Source organism: Flavobacterium davisii, assembly GCF_019565505.1.
In the GTDB taxonomy this organism is placed as follows: Bacteria; Bacteroidota; Bacteroidia; order Flavobacteriales; family Flavobacteriaceae; genus Flavobacterium; species Flavobacterium davisii.
In genome coordinates this window covers 91,163-108,922 of record NZ_CP067378.1, presented here as the reverse complement: position 1 = coordinate 108,922, position 17,760 = coordinate 91,163, and the positions used below count along the sequence as shown (strand labels likewise).

General features: G+C 28.7%; 20 protein-coding genes and 3 pseudogenes. 16 read left to right on the top strand and 7 right to left on the bottom strand.

The window, feature by feature from the left end; translation table 11 throughout:
* Positions 1-106: 106 nt before the first annotated feature.
* From JJC05_RS19010 to JJC05_RS00530, 4 genes and pseudogenes are all read right to left on the bottom strand, one after another.
* Positions 107-354, bottom strand: a pseudogene (locus JJC05_RS19010) (transposase); the annotation flags it as partial.
* 41 nt (positions 355-395) lie between these two features.
* A pseudogene (locus tag JJC05_RS00540) lies at positions 396-618 on the bottom strand (IS1380 family transposase); the annotation flags it as partial.
* A gap of 20 nt (positions 619-638) precedes the next feature.
* The gene (locus JJC05_RS00535) at positions 639-2,327 is read right to left on the bottom strand and encodes a S8 family serine peptidase (RefSeq protein WP_235877927.1); all 1,689 of its coding nucleotides are present in this window, start codon (positions 2,325-2,327) and stop codon (positions 639-641) included.
* A gap of 310 nt (positions 2,328-2,637) precedes the next feature.
* On the bottom strand, positions 2,638-4,407 hold the full coding sequence (locus JJC05_RS00530) for a helix-turn-helix domain-containing protein (RefSeq protein WP_235877925.1): 1,770 nt from the start codon (positions 4,405-4,407) through the stop codon (positions 2,638-2,640).
* A gap of 218 nt (positions 4,408-4,625) precedes the next feature.
* On the opposite strand from JJC05_RS00530, the gene JJC05_RS00525 reads away from it, so the two are divergent.
* From JJC05_RS00525 to JJC05_RS00510, 4 genes are all read left to right on the top strand, one after another.
* Positions 4,626-4,796 (top strand): hypothetical protein, encoded by a 171-nt coding sequence (locus JJC05_RS00525; RefSeq protein ID WP_235877923.1) that lies wholly within the window; start codon positions 4,626-4,628, stop codon positions 4,794-4,796.
* 164 nt (positions 4,797-4,960) lie between these two features.
* Positions 4,961-5,560, top strand: coding sequence for a carboxypeptidase-like regulatory domain-containing protein (locus tag JJC05_RS00520; RefSeq protein ID WP_105196628.1), 600 nt, complete (start codon positions 4,961-4,963; stop codon positions 5,558-5,560).
* A gap of 13 nt (positions 5,561-5,573) precedes the next feature.
* Complete coding sequence (locus JJC05_RS00515) at positions 5,574-5,801, top strand: carboxypeptidase-like regulatory domain-containing protein (protein WP_235877921.1); 228 nt, start codon at positions 5,574-5,576, stop codon at positions 5,799-5,801.
* Positions 5,802-5,852: 51 nt separating this feature from the next.
* Positions 5,853-6,122 (top strand): hypothetical protein, encoded by a 270-nt coding sequence (locus tag JJC05_RS00510; RefSeq protein WP_235877920.1) that lies wholly within the window; start codon positions 5,853-5,855, stop codon positions 6,120-6,122.
* A gap of 9 nt (positions 6,123-6,131) precedes the next feature.
* Here JJC05_RS00510 and JJC05_RS19005 read toward each other — a convergent pair.
* Positions 6,132-6,952, bottom strand: a pseudogene (locus tag JJC05_RS19005) (IS982 family transposase).
* Positions 6,953-7,040: 88 nt separating this feature from the next.
* On the opposite strand from JJC05_RS19005, the gene JJC05_RS00500 reads away from it, so the two are divergent.
* The 4 genes from JJC05_RS00500 to JJC05_RS00485 all read left to right on the top strand — a co-directional run bounded on the left by JJC05_RS00500 (position 7,041) and on the right by JJC05_RS00485 (position 9,750).
* A complete protein-coding gene (locus JJC05_RS00500) occupies positions 7,041-7,553 on the top strand; it encodes a hypothetical protein (RefSeq protein WP_235877918.1) in 513 nt (170 codons plus the stop codon).
* Position 7,554: 1 nt separating this feature from the next.
* Complete coding sequence (locus JJC05_RS00495; protein WP_235877917.1) at positions 7,555-8,382, top strand: deaminase domain-containing protein; 828 nt, start codon at positions 7,555-7,557, stop codon at positions 8,380-8,382.
* Positions 8,383-8,388: 6 nt separating this feature from the next.
* Positions 8,389-8,856 (top strand): SMI1/KNR4 family protein, encoded by a 468-nt coding sequence (locus JJC05_RS00490; RefSeq protein WP_235877916.1) that lies wholly within the window; start codon positions 8,389-8,391, stop codon positions 8,854-8,856.
* A gap of 339 nt (positions 8,857-9,195) precedes the next feature.
* Complete coding sequence (locus JJC05_RS00485; RefSeq protein ID WP_235878773.1) at positions 9,196-9,750, top strand: TonB-dependent receptor domain-containing protein; 555 nt, start codon at positions 9,196-9,198, stop codon at positions 9,748-9,750.
* Between the two features lie 478 nt (positions 9,751-10,228).
* Here the strand turns inward: JJC05_RS00485 and JJC05_RS19095 are convergent, their stop codons facing one another.
* Positions 10,229-10,348 carry a hypothetical protein gene (locus tag JJC05_RS19095; RefSeq protein WP_508625134.1) on the bottom strand — a complete coding sequence of 40 codons (120 nt, stop codon included), beginning with the start codon at positions 10,346-10,348 and terminating at the stop codon, positions 10,229-10,231.
* Between the two features lie 38 nt (positions 10,349-10,386).
* Entirely contained in the window at positions 10,387-13,221 is a 2,835-nt protein-coding gene (locus JJC05_RS00480; protein WP_235877915.1) for a M4 family metallopeptidase, read from the bottom strand.
* Between the two features lie 215 nt (positions 13,222-13,436).
* Here JJC05_RS00480 and JJC05_RS00475 point away from each other — a divergent pair, with 215 nt between their 5' ends.
* The 8 genes from JJC05_RS00475 to JJC05_RS00440 all read left to right on the top strand — a co-directional run bounded on the left by JJC05_RS00475 (position 13,437) and on the right by JJC05_RS00440 (position 17,759).
* Positions 13,437-14,282, top strand: a complete 846-nt coding sequence (locus tag JJC05_RS00475; protein WP_235877914.1) for a molybdopterin molybdotransferase MoeA — start codon at positions 13,437-13,439, stop codon at positions 14,280-14,282.
* Positions 14,283-14,377: 95 nt separating this feature from the next.
* Positions 14,378-14,617, top strand: coding sequence for a hypothetical protein (locus JJC05_RS00470; RefSeq protein WP_235877913.1), 240 nt, complete (start codon positions 14,378-14,380; stop codon positions 14,615-14,617).
* Positions 14,618-14,688: 71 nt separating this feature from the next.
* A complete protein-coding gene (locus JJC05_RS00465; protein WP_235877912.1) occupies positions 14,689-15,426 on the top strand; it encodes a sulfite exporter TauE/SafE family protein in 738 nt (245 codons plus the stop codon).
* Entirely contained in the window at positions 15,427-16,011 is a 585-nt protein-coding gene (locus JJC05_RS00460; RefSeq protein ID WP_105196639.1) for a molybdenum cofactor guanylyltransferase, read from the top strand.
* Positions 16,001-16,243, top strand: coding sequence for a MoaD/ThiS family protein (locus JJC05_RS00455; protein ID WP_105196640.1), 243 nt, complete (start codon positions 16,001-16,003; stop codon positions 16,241-16,243). Before JJC05_RS00460 ends, JJC05_RS00455 begins: the two co-directional genes overlap by 11 nt.
* A gap of 4 nt (positions 16,244-16,247) precedes the next feature.
* The gene (locus JJC05_RS00450) at positions 16,248-17,036 is read left to right on the top strand and encodes a HesA/MoeB/ThiF family protein (RefSeq protein WP_235877911.1); all 789 of its coding nucleotides are present in this window, start codon (positions 16,248-16,250) and stop codon (positions 17,034-17,036) included.
* Positions 17,033-17,338 (top strand): rhodanese-like domain-containing protein, encoded by a 306-nt coding sequence (locus JJC05_RS00445; protein ID WP_235877909.1) that lies wholly within the window; start codon positions 17,033-17,035, stop codon positions 17,336-17,338. The genes JJC05_RS00450 and JJC05_RS00445 overlap by 4 nt, the downstream gene beginning before the upstream one ends.
* On the top strand, positions 17,319-17,759 hold the full coding sequence (locus JJC05_RS00440; RefSeq protein WP_105196642.1) for a molybdenum cofactor biosynthesis protein MoaE: 441 nt from the start codon (positions 17,319-17,321) through the stop codon (positions 17,757-17,759). Before JJC05_RS00445 ends, JJC05_RS00440 begins: the two co-directional genes overlap by 20 nt.
* Position 17,760: the final 1 nt, after the last annotated feature.

The window sequence follows — 17,760 nt, the reverse complement described above, 5'->3', positions numbered from 1 at the left end:
TAAAATTTTAGATCTAATAGCCACTATTTGACCTGACCGTTGTAAGTTAAACCCAGATTCCGCATTAGGAATTTCCTTAGTCCAGTCAATAGGATAATCCCAATGGAAAAAAATCTTTAAGATTAAAACTTTCAGCACCAAAATCTGATTTTAATTCTTTGATTCTATTTTCAGCATCCCCTCTTTGTCTATAGTTTCTCCATACGTCTGTAGCGGCATATTCTACATTTGTACTATAGGCTGAGTATCTGTAATTTCTATGTATTTCATCTTCTGGGAATAAGCTTAATGTTCTTCCTGTAGTATTTGGAGGCTTTGAGATTTTTTGTCTAACAATTATAATTCTTCTGTTTTTATCCTAATAATTACACTTATCCATAAATCTTGCTTGTTAATAAGGTTTTGAATAGGGTGTGTAAAGCGTACAGCAACAATGTAATTAAGTGCTTTTTGTTCTAAATAATCCAAAATATCTTTTTGAAAAAATCCGCTATCCAATCGAACTAAACCTACTTTTTTAGTTCCAAAATTAGCCATTGTATCTTCTAAAAAACCAACAAAATTATTGGCAGAACTACTATCACCGCTTCTAAGCCAAAAATTAGCAACCATTTTTAGATAATGTACTATGGGGAGTATTAATTTTTTTTAAAAACATTTGACTGTTTTATTCTCTTATTTTTCTCCTTAGCCATTAACATAGCATTATAGGCATTTACCACGCCGCCAGATTTAGATAATTCACTGAAGGGTTTCAAAACGCCTTCTTTTTCACCAGGAACTTGAACCATAAGATCAAGTTTAATAGCAGAGTCCATGATAATCTTTTTCACTACCTCTGCAGTAAGTTTTGGGTAATGCGATCGAATTAATGCAGCAAGACCTGAGGTTATAGCAGCTGAATAAGAAGTACCTTCTCCGATATGTTCTCCAGAGAATACTTCAATGGTTTTTATTTCAGATGCTGGAGCAAAAACATCTACATTTCTTTTACCATAATTACTAGACTCATATACTAAATTTTGATTAGCATGTGGTGTGTTTCCAGCTACTACAATAAGATTTTTTACATATTCTTTCCCTTTTATAAAGTTTTCAAAATCATAATCATTAGGATATTGTGCGAGTAAATCTATATTTTTACGATCATTACCTGCGGATACCACTAAAAGGACATCTTTCTTTGCAGCATATATAATTGCTTGTTTTATCCATTCTGGATATATAGGGTGTAATTTACCAAAACTCATATTTATTACCTTTGCTCCATTATCAACGGCATATTTTATAGCATAATGCAAGTCTTTGTCTGTCATCGATCCTTCATCCGGCATTATTGTTATGGGTATTATTTTAATTTTGGTATCCATTATACCTTTTGCTCCTAAAGTATTATTTCTGTTACCTGCAATAACACCTGTCATATAAGTATTGTGTGCGTAGAGTTCTGGAAGTTTCCAAGTAAAAGGATTACCGTAATTATGATCATTTATATCGTTTTCATTATCACCTATTATTTTACGATCGTTGTAATTAGGATTGAGTAATGTATTTTTTAAATAGTCTGCTTTAATGGCAAATTTTTTAAAATAGCTAACGTCTAGATTATAAGCTTTAATGTTTTTTATAAAATATAAATCATCCTGTATTGCAGTATCTTTAGAATCTTTATATATTACTGATAAGCTGTCTATTTCTTTAAGAGTGTAATTTCCATTAGGAAAAAATTCTTTTATTCTTTTCATTGCAGCTGGATAGGCAGTACTATAGTAATCTTGAGCATTCACTATTTGTTTATGTTCAGCGATTTGATTTTTTTGCGAAGCTAGGGCTTTGGAGTGACGAATGGAATCGTTTTTATTTTTTTTTATAGAGACACTATCTTTATATTTTGCATATAAAAGTTTTAATCTTCTTTGTGAATCAGTATTTAGATAAGCTACACAATCACCTTTTCTATTTCCCATGAAATTCCAACCTTGTATGTCATCAATATACCCGTTATCATCATCATCAATGCCATTGTTAGGAATTTCTTTGGTATTTTTCCAAATTTGATGTATAATATCAGGATTTGAACTATCAATGTAGCTATCAATAACAGCAACTATAATAGGAGTTGCTTTACTTTTTTTTAAGATTTTACTATAAGTTTTATCTAGGCTAATCCCCATAATTCCGTTTGCTTCTAAATCAAGATGCTGCCAGTTGTTAACATCAAATATGGGTGTATTGATAGAATTTTTAGTTTCTTGTCCATTGATAATAGTACTATTTAGACAAATAAAGATAACAGAAAAATATACCTTTAAGGAATTAACAAGCATTGGAATATTTGGTTTAAAAAAATTAGCTCAATTTTAGATTGGTTGAGAGTTACAGACAACCCGACACATAAAGTCGGGTTCGTTTTAACGTGGTCTACTAATAGCAATAATTGGTTTTTCATGTCCTCCTCCATCACTATCGGTATATAAGGTGTTTGTTCCTCCACTAATTACTTATTTCTCAACATTGATTAATGCTTTGAAATTTAAATTCTTTGATTTCTTTTTTTGTTTTTCATTGTAATAAAACTTTTATTTTTTACAAAGTTCTGTTAAGTCTATATTCTTTCAAAGTATTAATATATTCAATTTATAAATTATCAAGCAATTTATCTTCTTTGTAAGCTTTTATGTACATTGAGGGTGTCATCCCTGCTTTGGTATTGAAAATTCTAGTAAAAGTGGAATGGTTTTTATAGCCTATTTCTTGAGCTAAAGCCTGTATGGAATAATTTTGGAATTTTTTGTCTTTTTTTAATAATTGAATAAAGTAATTAATTCGTAAATCGTGAATATAATTCGAAAAGTTTGTCTTCTTATATTTATTTATAACATGAGAAAGATATGTTGTATTAGTTTTTAAATCATTCGCTAATGAATCAAGGGAGCATTCTGGGTTAGTGTAGCAGTGATTTTCTTCAAATAGGCTAAGTCCTTCTAATAGATTTTTAATAAGTAGTTCGTCTAGTAAAGACTTATCTTTCAATTCTAAAATTGTTTCACTTCTTTTATTTTTTTCAACAGTCGCAACTTTTAAATGTTCCAAAGAATCGAGCTTATTTTCAAGCGTTTCCTTTTCGGATAGTAGTTTTTGAAATTTACGATATTGTTCTATAAGTTGCGTTTTTTTCTTTTTTCTATGTTCATTGAAAATATATGCTAATACAGATGTAATGAAAAGTATACATATAATAATAGTTGTAAGACTGATTTTAATTTTAGAAAATTCTTTTTCTTTTTTCTCCTCCATTTCTGGAATATCAAATTTTGTATGAGTTTTATCAACTATGTACTCATAATTTCTTTGTAATATACTATCAGCTTTAATAAGTTGTTTACTAAAATAATAGGATGTATTGAAGTTTCTATTTTTTTCAAAATATTTTATAAGTATTGGGTAAATGTTTTTCAGTTCGGAATAAGCATATTTTTTTTGATTTAATATCGAATCTACTTTTATGTAATAATTTATTGCTAATTTTTTATTATTGCTGAATTCATTTATTTTCCCAATATAAAAGCAGCATTCTGCATAATTAATATAATCGTCATTTTTTGAAAATACAGGAAGGATAGTGTAAAATTGCGTCAACGCTTCTCTATATTGTTTTAAATTATAGTTGTTCTTTGCTTTTGCAAAAACAAAATAATTATGACTATTGTGGTCATTATTACTTTTTGTAAGTGCTAGCCCTTTTGCTATTATTTTTTCGTTTTCATTAGTTAATTGAAGTTTATTATAACATTCGGTGATCGAAAAAAGGCAATCGGTATATAAATTTTCATTCGTAGTCCCTATAGTTTTCTTCAGATATTTTTCGTTTTCAAGATAAATTTTTAATGCTTCATTTGTTCTTCCTTGAATATTTTTTATTCTGGCAATGGCATCCTTAATACCTATATGTAAATCAGTTGTTTTTAATTTTAGTTTTCTAAAATAATCATTCGCCTTTATATATTCATCTAGAGCCTCTCTATAATATCTGTTTTGATAAAAAAAAGCACCTCGATTACTTAATTTTAAAAGTGTACAATTTTCATCATTTTTACATTCTATTGTATTTAAGCTATCTATAAAAATTTTTCCTTTTTTAAAATCAAGACTATTGGCAATAAGAGTATAACCTGTAATAAGGTATTTAGGGGCTTTGCTTTTTTTTGCTAAAGTCAGGTATCTATTAGCAATCATTAATTGTTGTTTTCTATCAGAACTTAAAATATAATATTTATCAAAGAGAATATTCAAATCAATAGTTATATCGGTCTTTTCATTATGTGACGGATCCGTATTTATACTTTTTGATTGTAATGTATGAACAAACAGAAAAAAAGATAATATAATTATATTTTTTTTAAACATCTGAAATACAAATTTTTATAAGTTTAAATTTTTTTCAATTTATAAACTGTTCTTTTCAATTTATAAATTGATAACACTTGCATTTGCACAACCCAATCTCCTCCCATTACTTTGCATCGCAATTTTAAGCAAAGATATAAAAGCAAGAAAGCCTTTTAATCTTTTTTTCAGCATTGTTTGTTGATTGGGTAGGGGATAATCAAAAACAAATATAAACTATGGGGACAAAAAATCAAATCAGTCTTGAAATACCACAAAGTGTTTTAGACGAAGTGCAAACTAAACTGAAAGAATGCAAAAGGTTATTAGCTCCTTTTTTGCAAGGGCTTACTCCTACGGAGCGCATGGAAATTTTTAAAATGGGGGATAAAACAGTGGCAACTGCCTAACTAGCTTTGAGCTTCTAAAGAATACCTTTTAGGATTAAAATAGTATATTTTTAAAATTAATAAATGAAATAGACAAGTATCTAAGATTTATGTATTAATTTTAGATAATCATGAACAAAATTATATTTTAATTTCAACTTTATCTCTACAAAATAAATAAACTAATGAAAACAATCAAACAAAATTTAATACTAGCAATATTACCAACCATATCAGTAGCACAAATTGAAATTTCAGGAAAAATTGTAGATAAAAATAATGTCCCTCTTCAAATGACAGAAGTTTATCTAACAGCTTCAGATAATACGTCATTAAAAAATACCTACACAAATGAAGATGGTTTCTTTGCAATAACAGAACAGAAAGGAAAGTTTGATTTAGAAGTTGTAAAAGATGAAAAGGTTTTATTGAAGAAAAAGCTAATCTTGAATGAAAATGTAAATATAGGAACTCTTGTTCTAAACAACATTGAGAATATATCTCAAGAAAAAATATCAATTTCTAAAGAAAGTTGGTATGTAATAAAAGGAAGAATTATTGATAAAAATAATCAACCTTTACCATCCTTAAAAATTAAATTAACATCAACGACTTCTTCCAAAAAAGTCTATTCAAATGATCTAGGTGAGTTTGAATTGATTGAAAAGAAAGGAAATTATACTTTAAAGATTCAACAAAATAGTAAAACAATTTTCAAGAGAAAAATTGTCGTAGAAGGAAATCTCTTGTTAGGTGATATAAGTATTGAAGTAAATAAGATGTAGTTAATATAGAGTCATGCAAAAAATAAAATTATTTCTTCTACTTACATTGTTTCCTGTTACATTATTTGCTCAAATTGAAATTAAAGGGAGGATTATTGATAAAAATAATTCACCAGTTCAACTAGCAGAAGTGATTATGCTCAATCTTGATAGTAAAGCTGTAGGCACTACTTTGACGAATGAAGAAGGTTTTTTTAAAATCAAACTTGTAAGTGGATACTACAGTTTAAAAGTGAAGTAGTTAAATAATACACTAGTAGAAAAGAAATTTTCATTTACTAGGTCTATAAATTTGGAAGTTTTAAAAGTAGAAGATTCTAGACAACTGGAGGAGGTAGTAATCAAAGCTAAAAAGAAATTGATTGACCGTAAAGTAGATAGAGTTGTTTTTAATGTTGAGAATAGTATAACTGCGACAGGAGGGGATGCTACTGACGCACTTAAGGTAACACCGAGTGTAAGGATTAACAATAATACTATTACTATAGTAGGAAGAAGTAATGTAGCTATTTTAGTTAACGATAAATTAGTTCAGTTTTCAGGAGAGGATTTAATTAATTAATTCAAGTTGCTAGTTGATTATTTTGTTTAATTGAAGTCCAAAGACAAATAATGTTAGCTTTATTAAAAATCCTTCCAATGTTACAGCATGTATGGTTCTAGAGAACATTTTTTTAATATCCCTTATTGTTGTTTCTATTCTTTTTCTCATTTTAAGTTTTTCATTTTTCTGTTCCAAAGTATCTATTCTTTTAGCATTTGATTTACGTTAAATTTTCAATGAAATACATTTTCTTTCTAAGGCAATATCTTCTATAGCATAGTCGGTATAAGCGCTATCGCCGTATAATGAAGCTTTTACAGGTAACTTGTCAATCATTTTTCCTATTGCTTTGGCATCTCCAGTTTTTCTAGGTGTAAAATGAAAAGCTATTGGAATCCCATCTTTTGTAGTAAGCAATTGCACTTTAATACCATAAAAATAGTTTCCCATACTTGCTGTATAGCCTCTATATTTTTCTTCCTTTAGAATTTTACAGTTCATAATTCTCATATTATTGCATACTGGAACAGGAAATGAATCAATGATATACTGCATTTCACAACAAAATTCTTTAAAATAGAAACTTACAATCTCAAATAACTCATAAAGCAAATTCGCTATTTTGTGTAATCGTCTATTAAATCTACTCGCATCCACCATTTCTGGGATAAATCCATATTGTTTGACAAACCTAATAGCTGAACAATGATTACCATAAAAACTTGTTGATGATAAAATTGCTGCTAAAATAATTTCACTATCACTAACACGTCTTCTTTATGGTCAATTCCATGTAAAATATCATCTATTAAACAAAAAATTGATATAATTTTGTCTTTACTAAGCATCGGTTTTGTTTATTGGTTCGCAAAACAAATTTACTTAACCTTTGCTTTTCTTTTTTTCCTCTTTTAAATTAGCAACTTGAATTAATTAATGAAAAAAATTGAAGAATTTTATTGTATTCAAACTAATGATGCACATTCCTCTGTTGAAAATCAAATTAGAGGGTTTTGTACTATAAAACAGGAATTGATTAGACCAGAAATATTTATTGATAATTATTCTTTGTATGAGAATGCAAAAAAGCAAAGATCTAAGTTATTAACGTTTAATCCTAGTGGGAATTTGAAATTAAATTTTACAGAAGAAGAGTTAGTTTATCTGTCTAATATTTTCAGTTTTGAAATTATTAAAAGAGAATCTTCAGGATATAAACTCGCTAAAATTTCAAATGATGATAGATTTTCAATTGTATATTTATCATGGGTGCTGTCACATTTAGAAAAGGAATACATTATTATTAAGTCAAAACGTTGGCAATTTGATTATCAACCACGTAGTGCAGGAGAAGATGCGAGAGGGGAAGATGTAACCTATATTCATGGAATTTGGGAAAACCCTGAATTACCTGAAAATATTATGAAAAAAATAAAAGGAGAATTTTAAAATGAAATATTTAAAAAATATTATATTATTATTTGTTTTCTTAAATTCTTTTTATGGCTTTACTCAATGTGAAACAGTAAAAAGTCTTTTTGAAAATGATTTGTATGCCTCAAAAGAGTTGCGAGATTATGCTTCAAAGGCTGATGATCCTGATAAAGTTTTTGATGCTTGGCACTTGCTTTTAGAAGAGAAATCATTAGAAAAAACTAATGTGAAAGTTTTAAAAGAAGTAGAAGATAATTATCAGGCTATAAAAAATGCTGGGGGATATAGCAAATGGAAAAATGTTAACGGAGGGAAGGTTGATGACCTATTTGCAAGTATTTTAAATCAAGGAGATTTTCAAGGCTTCAGAAACCTTTGCAAGAACAATCCTAAAGTTACAGTGGAGCTTGTTGATGATAGTTGGCACACTTTCACTTCAGAAACTAAATCTACTTACGGCATTGGTAGTAAAAGAAATTTAGCGACTATTGAGTTTGATGGGCAAAAAAAAATAATAGCAAGTGGCGAAGGTTACAATAGTCAAATGGCAAATAGCGGTCAATTTATTCCTGAGGAATTTATTATAAAGGTAAAAAATGGTGAAAGAGTATTTGAACCAACTATTGTCACAAGACATCTTGATACTGAATTAATCGGATTAGAGTATTTTGCTAAACAAAAGGGTGCTGTTAAAGGGAAAAGATATCCAGAAGTCACAGGAGAGATAAAAGTTACAAGTGATTTATGTCCTTGTCCTTCATGCTCAGCTATATTTCAACAGTTTAGTGATATGTTCCCAAATGTCAATATCAAAGTAGTAACTAGTCCCAAATTACATTATTAAGATTATATGCAATATTTATCATTTTTGAATGAACACAGTCTTGAGATAGGTAATTCAAGAGGAGTTGAAAGTAATAAAATTAACGAAATTGAGATTCACTTTCACTTAGTATTACCAATAGCATACAAGGAATATCTATTAAAATTTGGAGAAAGTTGTGATAATTTGTTTGGGAGCTACTATATGACATATCCATCGCTAATGGATAATAAAAGCGATGCTATTGCAATGGTGAATTTTGATGATAGAAAACATGAATGTGATAAGCCTTCAATTAAGGATAGTTATTATTTTTTTGGTCAATGGCAAGGTTATATATTTTATTTTTTTGATTGTGCTGAGAGTAATGAAAATCCTGCTGTGTACATATTAACTGATAGTCTTAAAATTGAAAAATATAAGAATAGTTTTGCCGAGTTTATTTATGATGAAGGGTTAAAGCCTTTATTACAAAGTGAAAGTCCTCAAATCTGATGGCTTTTTGTATTACATCGAGAACACTTTTTTAAGAGCTCCTTTAATATCCCCTTGATAGTCCGAGCATTAAGTAATCTTAGGCTAGTGCGTGTTTCAAGCCCGTACCCTTACCAAATTAAGAACCACAATCAGTAGAAAGCTTGTGGTTTTTGTTTGCCTAAAATCTAATGAGTCGGGAATATAAATTCGACATTGCTCGCGCGAATCCTTTCTCGTGGCAGTAATAAATGATAAAAATAATCAACTAGCAACTGGAATTAATTATAGCAATGAAAGTTACATAATACATATTAACCGAAGTAATTCATTTATATATGATGAAAGTATTCAAGCCTTATCTTTTCAATTAATAAGACCTTTTTCGAGAAACTAGAAGCTCAAATAGGATTGCGTGGAGAAAATACTATCACAAAAGGTTATTCAAAAACATTAGATCAAACAAATAAAAGGAACTATTTTAATTTATTCCCTTCCATATTTTTAAACTACACCTTTAATAGCTATAAATCTTTATCTGTTAATTATAACAGAAGAATTGATAGACCTAGTTATGGTGACTTAAATCCATTTAGATTTTATAGCACTTCTTATAATTATTCTGAAGGGAATCCATTTTTGAATTCTTACCTTACTGATAATATTGAAATAGCCTATACTTATAAAAATTTATATACATCAATATATTGGAATCATATTTCCAATGGTTTTAATGAAGTAACTTATGTCGAACCTAATTCAATTATTCAAAGAGTAATTCCTAATAACTTTTTTAATCAACAGGATTTAGGGCTTTTAGAATCTTATTCTTTTAAGTTTAAAAATATTAAAAGTAGTAATGATGTATCAATATTTTATAGTGAAACAACCTCTCAAATTCCTAATCTAGACTAATAAGAAGAAAGAAATTTTTAGTTTGATAATAATCTTAATGAGAAGGTAAAAGCCTTATTCAAAAAATTTAAAGATGCTGGTATAAAAGATTGTTTGAATAAAAACTCCTTCAATTTAGAATCTATTATGGGTTTGGTTAAACTGGTGTGTAAATAATTTATAAATAAAGATTGTTTGAGTTTAACATACAATTTGTTACTCCGACGTAAGGAGGAGTCTCATAATCTTAATGAATTATACCATTTAAGGTTTAAATTTACTCTAATAATATTGCGTAATATCTCTTGATTCATGTATTCTGTAGTGCGTTTTGGTTTAGGTAATTTCAAAACTAAAATGGTATTACAATTTTTTTTGAAAAATAGAGTTAAAGACTCCTACCAAAAGTAATTTACGTTTAAAATATAACCCCCATTTTTAAAGTAAAAGCCTTCAAAATGGGGGTGAATTAAAAAATAAGCAGATCTTAAAGTATTTTCTATATTTTATTTTTGAATTTAGCTAAAAGGATAAAAGAAAATAAATTAATTGATAATAATTCTTCTTGATTCTTTTTATTTTTACTTTCTATATTGAGTATGTAAACTCCAGAAGAAATATTTGATAAATCAATTTCGTTATTAAATTCGGATCCTTTTACTTCATATTTTTTTCAAACATATTTCTACCACCTAAATCAAAAAGTTGAATTTTTACTTCCTCATCTGTAGATAAGATAATATTAAATTTACCATTAGATGGATTAGGGAATATTTCAAATTTTTCAAAATTATTTACTTCATTACCTAAAGTTCCTTGTATAATAAAATTGTCAATGAATACACCTTCTTGGTTAGAAGCATCATCAGAAATAAAAGTAAATCTAAAAATAGCATTTGATGCGGGACCTACTTCATTTAGGCTTTGGCTATAATTTCTCTTATTACCATTGTTGCCATTACCACCTACTGGTGCTACATCATAATCTCCAGTCCATTGTTTCCCAATACAATTAAAGCAGTCTCTACCATCAGGTATTCTAGAACTATTATACCATGTATTGCCCATATTACCAAGAGGAGTCCAAGTTGCACCATTATTGGTAGAATATTCAAAATAAACAATATCCCAGTTAGATTCAAGATCAAATGCCATATCAAAACTTACTTTTGCATTGGTTAAGTTAGATAAATTGTAACATTGAGAAACTAAATAAGAAGTTGTTTTATCAGGATAATTGCCGACTAATTTTGTAATGTAACCAGGTGAATTATCAGTAGCTAGAGCTGATAATTTTGTTTTGTTTACAAAACCTCTTTCCCAAACGGTGTTGCTTTTATCTCCTTTATCTACTGATACTAAAACATCATTAGCGGTATTAAATGTGTTTACGGCACCTACATTTCCAGAGTCATTTACTAATATCACCATAGATTTAGTATTGTTGGTTGCCAAACCATCATTTGTTATATTAGTAGTAACGTTTAATATGTGATAACCTCTAGTTAAACTATTTATATTTAAAACTTGTGTTGCTTGTTCACATTTCGCCAAATTTCCAGTCCAATTTATGATAGAATCGGCTCCGCCATCTAGATTATAAGTAATGGTAACGGCATTGATGCTGTTAGATCCTCCATTTTCAAAAGTGACTGTAGGATTGTAAGGCGCACCACAATTTATATTTGTATTACCTCCTTGTAATGATTTTAATGTAACATCATTAGGGAAAGCAGTATATGCGTTTCCAACATTAACAGCGTACCAAGCATCTGTAACAGATTGAACTTCTTGACTAGATGCGCAATATAATGAATTGGCAACGGCTATGGTTGCATTTCTACAATCCATAAAGGTAGCATTAGGAGTTAAATAATCTCTTTCGGCATAATAGGCTATTTGAGCTGCTTTTGCCATGCCTATTCCTTGAACATTATAAACATCTTGTCCGCCATTAGCTAGACTTGCATTATTGGTGCCTGATTTACCAGCAGTTAATATATAAAACCAATGATTTAATACACCACTATTCGTATGTACGCCGCATTCATCATTTCCGTCATTTGGATCAGTACATTCAGGAGTAATTCCAGTGTCATCTTGTGTATCCACGTAATATAAACCTAAAAATGTATCGGGATCTTTTTTTGTATTTGGATAACTCATAGATCGTAAAGCTATTCCAATATCTTCACCCATTTTCCAAATATTGGATGTGCCGGGACTGGCAGTATCAGCTGCTGCATTTAAATTACCGTTTCTTGCATATTGTTCAATACATACTCCCCAAATATCTGAAAAAGCCTCATTCATAGCTCCTGATTGATTTTTATATGCTAAATTAGCTGTATATTGACATATTGCATGTCCTATTTCATGACCACAAATATCAACAGCTGTTAAAGCATCAAAATTAGTACCTTTTCCATAAGTCATAATTTGACCATTCCAAAACGCATTATCACTAGAACTATTGGTTGGATCAATTGCCTTTAAATCAGCATTAACATAACTTTTTATAATAGTTCCTTTGTCATCAAAACTATTTCTATTAAAAATATTTTTCCAAAAATCATAGGTTTTTTCAGCTCCCCAGTGTGCATCTAAACCAGCATCATCTTTAGCTGCATTATGAAATTCTGCAGCGGTCCAGTTATTATCGTTGTCAGAAAAGGGAGTATTAGCATAGTTCCCACCTGCACAATTGTAAGTAATAATACCCTTTCCTCTTGTAACATCTGATGAAATATATCTATTGGTACTCACATCCAAAGTGGTTTCTATACTTCTATTGCCACTATAGCGTGTGGCTGCATTTCCAGCAACGAATGCGGTAGCTGAAGAAAGAATAATATTTTCTATTTGTTTATTTTGTTTTTGTTGGAGTTGATCTGAAGCTTGATTTTTATGTAAATGTTTTATTAATGGATTAGCATATAAAAGAGCTCCTGTATTGGCATTAATATAATATTCTTTTCTAGAAATAGGTTTTGTAGAATAGATGTCATATTTGTAGGCTAAATATATTTTTCCTGAATTAGTATCAGGAAAAATAACCAATTCTCCTTTAGGTTTTTGATATTCGATAATTTTAGATTGTTCGGAATCTTCCCATAAATATTTTTTTGCATTTGCATAGTCTAAAGCATATTGGAAACACCTTTCGGATGAAAGTTGAGGATTTAAATCTAATGATTTAGCATTATATAACTCTGTATTTATGGATTCTATCATCCCATTTTTTTCATGAGTAATAAAAGTTCCAAATTCAACTTTTAATCCTTTATAATATTGTTGGTGTCTTTGATGTGTAAGTCCTGTAATATCAGAGGTTGTAGAACTAATCTTGTATTGATTGTTTTTATCTAGTCCGTATGATTTTTCTATAGTTTCTAGGGCTTTTTCACGAGAAACGCCTTTATCCATTCTAAATGTTTTCTGATATTCTTTCTTTGATTCAAACTTTACATTTTCTTGAGCTTGCGTGTTCAAAATCGTAGAAAACATAGAAAATAATAAAAAATATTTTTTTTCATATTTGTTTTTTTTGATTATTATGTAATATTAGTGTTTTTTTTCTTAAAATATAAAAAAATATGTTAATATTTTATTTGTAAAACATAAAGTTGTTTGTTTTGAAACAAGAAAATATATTTTCTTGTTTTTAGATAATTGATGGAATTAATTCTTAAATTACATTCAACTTTATGCAAATTATAAAAACGATGGTATCTGTTCTAGAGGCATTAAAAACAATAGAAGAAATAGAAGTTGAACTTTTAACAAAAGAAATTTTATTAAAGGAATCAAAAGGATGTATACTAGCTTCAAATATGATTTCTCCTATCAATATGCCACCATTTAGACAATCTGCAATGGATGGTTTTGCTATAAATGGCTTAGATTCTTTGACGTTTCAAATAGTAGGTGAAATGAAGGCAGGTGATGAGATTCAAATTGATCTTAAAAAATTTGAAGCTATTAAAATCTTTACAGGGGCAGCTGTTCCTGATCAGGCTATGGCAGTAATTCCTATAGAGAAGTGCAAAATTGAAAATGGTAGATTAATCTTATTAGAATTACCAAAATGGAATGATAATATAAGACCTATAGGAGAACAAATACAAATAGGGGATATAGCGATGCAAAAAGGAGATGAACTGAATCCAGCAGCTATAGGTTTTTTATCTTGCTTAGGAATTACACATGTAACAGTATATAAAAAACCTTCTGTAGGTATTGTTATAACAGGAAATGAGTTAGTAAATCACGGAGTTAAACTGACTTTTGGGAAAGTTTATGAAAGTAATGGTATTATGTTACAATCTGCTTTAGATAATGATGCGGAAGAAATTAATATTTATAGAGTAAAAGACGATCAAGAGCTTACTACTACTACAATTAAAAAAGCTTTATCTGAAAACGACATTATTCTGATATCAGGAGGGATATCTGTAGGAGATTATGATTTTGTATACGATGCGTTGCAAAAGTTAAATATAAAAACCCTTTTTTATAAAGTAAATCAAAAACCGGAAAACCTTTATATCTAGGATTAAAAGATTCTAAAATAGTTTATGCTCTACCAGGAAATCCAGCTGCTTCACTTAGTTGTTTCTATATTTATGTATTACCTATTATCAAAAAAATGATAGGACAATCCTTAGATACATTCAAAAGAGTACCCATTTCACACGATTATATAGTTAAAAATTCAAGAACTCAATTTTTAAAAGGCTATTTAGATAAAGAAAAGGTAACCATTCTTAGTCATCAAAATTCTAATATGCTCAATACTTTTGCTTTTGCGAATGTACTTGTAAAGGTAGAAGCAGGTGAATATATAATTAAATCAAATACTACAGTTGATATTTATCATATAAATTGAAATACAAAAAAGATAAATTTGTCTTATTAAGATAACAAATATTTCTGAAATTTTGTAAAATTTTAATTAAGATGATCGTCGAATCAAACATATTTTTACTTCTCATAACCGTTATTGGGTTTTTATATGCAAGCGTAGGACATGGTGGAGCAAGTGGATATTTAGCTCTAATGAGTTTATTTTCATTTTCACCTGAAATGATGAAACCTTCAGCATTAGTATTAAATATATTAGTATCGTCTGTTGCTTTTTTGTTTTTTTATAGATCCAATCAGTTTCGATGGGGTTTATTTTATCCGTTTGCTATTACCTCAATTCCATTATCTTTTATTGGTGGTTTTTTTAAAATAGAAACGCACTTATATAAAATAATTTTAGGAATTATTTTATTATTTGCAGCAATAAGGATAATAAGTGCCTTTAGACGAAAAGAAAATCAAGCAATAAAGGCCATTCAATTTAAAAAAGCTCTTTTAATAGGGGCTATAGTGGGTTTTATATCAGGTATTTTAGGAATAGGAGGAGGTATTATTTTAGGACCTATTATTTTATTGTTAGGTTGGGGAAATATGAAAGAAACCGCAGCTGTTTCTGCCTTGTTTATACTTGTAAATTCTATATCTGGTATTTTAGGGTTTTTAGCAAATAACGGAATATTTCCGACACAGATGGCTCGAGTAATTTTGGTTGTATTTATGGGAGGTACATTAGGCGCTTTTTATGGCAGTACAAAATTTAATAATACAACCTTAAAATATATTTTATCATTTGTTTTAGTTATTGCTTCAGCTAAATTAATAATGTTTTAAATGGAAATAGAAGGCTATATATTGGCAGGTGGTAAAAGTAGCCGGATGGGTACTGATAAAGGACTTCTTTTATTAAACAATATTCCTTTTGTAACGCACATACAAAATGTTTTAAAAACTATTTGTAAAACGATTCAAATTGTTACAAATAATTTAGAATATAAAAAAACAGGATATAACATTATTAAAGATATAATAATAGAAAAAGGGCCTGTGGGAGGAATTTATACCGCTTTAAGTCATTCAAAAACGACATATACTCTTATCGTAAGTGTAGATAGTCCTTTGATTACTGAAAAATTAATTAAGGAATTAATTGTAAATCATATTAGCCAAAATGCCAGTGTTACAATTTTTGGAACTGAAAAAATTGAAATCCCTCTTGTTGGTGTTTATAATACTGATTTGAAATTTTTTTTTGAAGAAGCTACTATTCATAACAGATTAAAATTAAGGGAATTATTAAAAGAAATAAAAACCCAGAAAATAACTATTTCAAAAGAGTTTGAATCACAATTACAAAATATTAATACCAAAGAAGATTATAAAACGATTATAAATCAATTTAATAAGAATGCAAATTAAAATAAAATATTTTGGTCAATTGATGGATATTACGCATCTAAAAGAAGAAATTATTTTAATAAATAAAGATCAAATTTCTTGTACTGAAATCATTCAAATGATATCATTCAAATATAAGGGACTGGAAGATATTTCATTTGAAATAGCAGTTAATAAACAAATTCAGAAATTAGATTATATAGTAAATCAAGAAGATGAAATAGCATTACTTCCACCATTTGCAGGAGGGTGAAAATATGAAAGTAAATACTTTAAAACGTTATAGCCGTCAAATAATATTAGAAGAAATAGGCGCAATAGGTCAACAAAAATTACAATCAGCAAAAGTTCTTGTAATAGGAGCAGGTGGGTTGGGCTGCCCTGTATTACAGAATTTAGCTGCTGTGGGTATTGGTACATTAGGTATTATAGATGGCGATGTAATCGATGAAACAAATTTGCATAGGCAGACCTTATATACTTTAAATGATTGCGGAAAAAGTAAATCAGTAATAGCTAAAAAAGCATTAAAAAAACAAAATTCTTTTACAAAGATTCATACCTACACTGTTTTTTTAGATGAAACAAACGCATACGAATTAATCGAACAATATGATATTGTAGTTGATTGTACAGACGAAATTAAAATTCGTTACTTAATTAATGATGTATGCTTAATTACAAAAAAATCTTTTGTATACGCATCTATTCATAAATTTCAAGGGCAATTGAGTGTTTTTAATTATCACAACGGGCCTAGTTATAGATGTCTATTCCCCGAAAAAGAAAATAATAAAATACTGAACTGTGAGGCAGCTGGCGTTTTAGGTGTTTTACCTAATATTATGGGTACGATGCAAGCAGCAGAAGTAATTAAAGTAATACTTCAAATAGGTACAGTAGTTTCAGGAAAAGTACTTTTATATGATTTATTACTACAAAATACTACCGAAATTGAATTTTTAAAAAATGATAAGCAAATAAAAATCGGCTATGAAAAAGGTTTGAAATTAAAAGAAACTAAAAAGAATTGCTTTCAGATATGAATGGTGTTGAATTTCTTCAAAAATGTCATACAAATCAATACAAAATTATTGACTTACGCGAAATATTTGAAAAACCTAAATTACCCTTTCAACATATAGAATCAATCCCTATAAATGAATTGTACAAAACATGTCATAGTTGGGATAAAAATGAAAATATAATTCTCATTTGTCAGAGTGGAATAAGAAGTTCTGAAGCTAAAAATAAACTTAAAGCCATTGGTTTTAGAAATATAGGCCAATTAAAAAACGGAATTAATTCAATTCTTAATTTACTAGAAAATGAATACACGGAATCATAAATTTTTTATTGAAGGAGCTATTGAACCTGATTTTATAACCACTTCAATTATAAAACACCAAACTAAAACCAGTATAGGAGCTCATCAAATATTTTTAGGACAAGTGCGCGCAGATCTTATTAAGAACCAACAGGTAATAGCTATAGATTATTCTGTGTATGAAGAAATGGCTGTTCAGAAAATAAATGAAATAAGAGAAAATACATTTAGAAAATTTGATATCACTTGCTTGCACATTCACCATAGTATAGGAATAGTGAAAACAGGAGAAATATGTTTGTTTGTATTTGTTTCAGCCCCTAGACGCAAAATTACCTATGAAGCTTTAGAATACATAGTGGAAAACATAAAGAAAGAAGTTCCCATTTTTGGAAAAGAAATTTTAGAAGATTACACTTATACATGGAAAAAAAATCAATAAC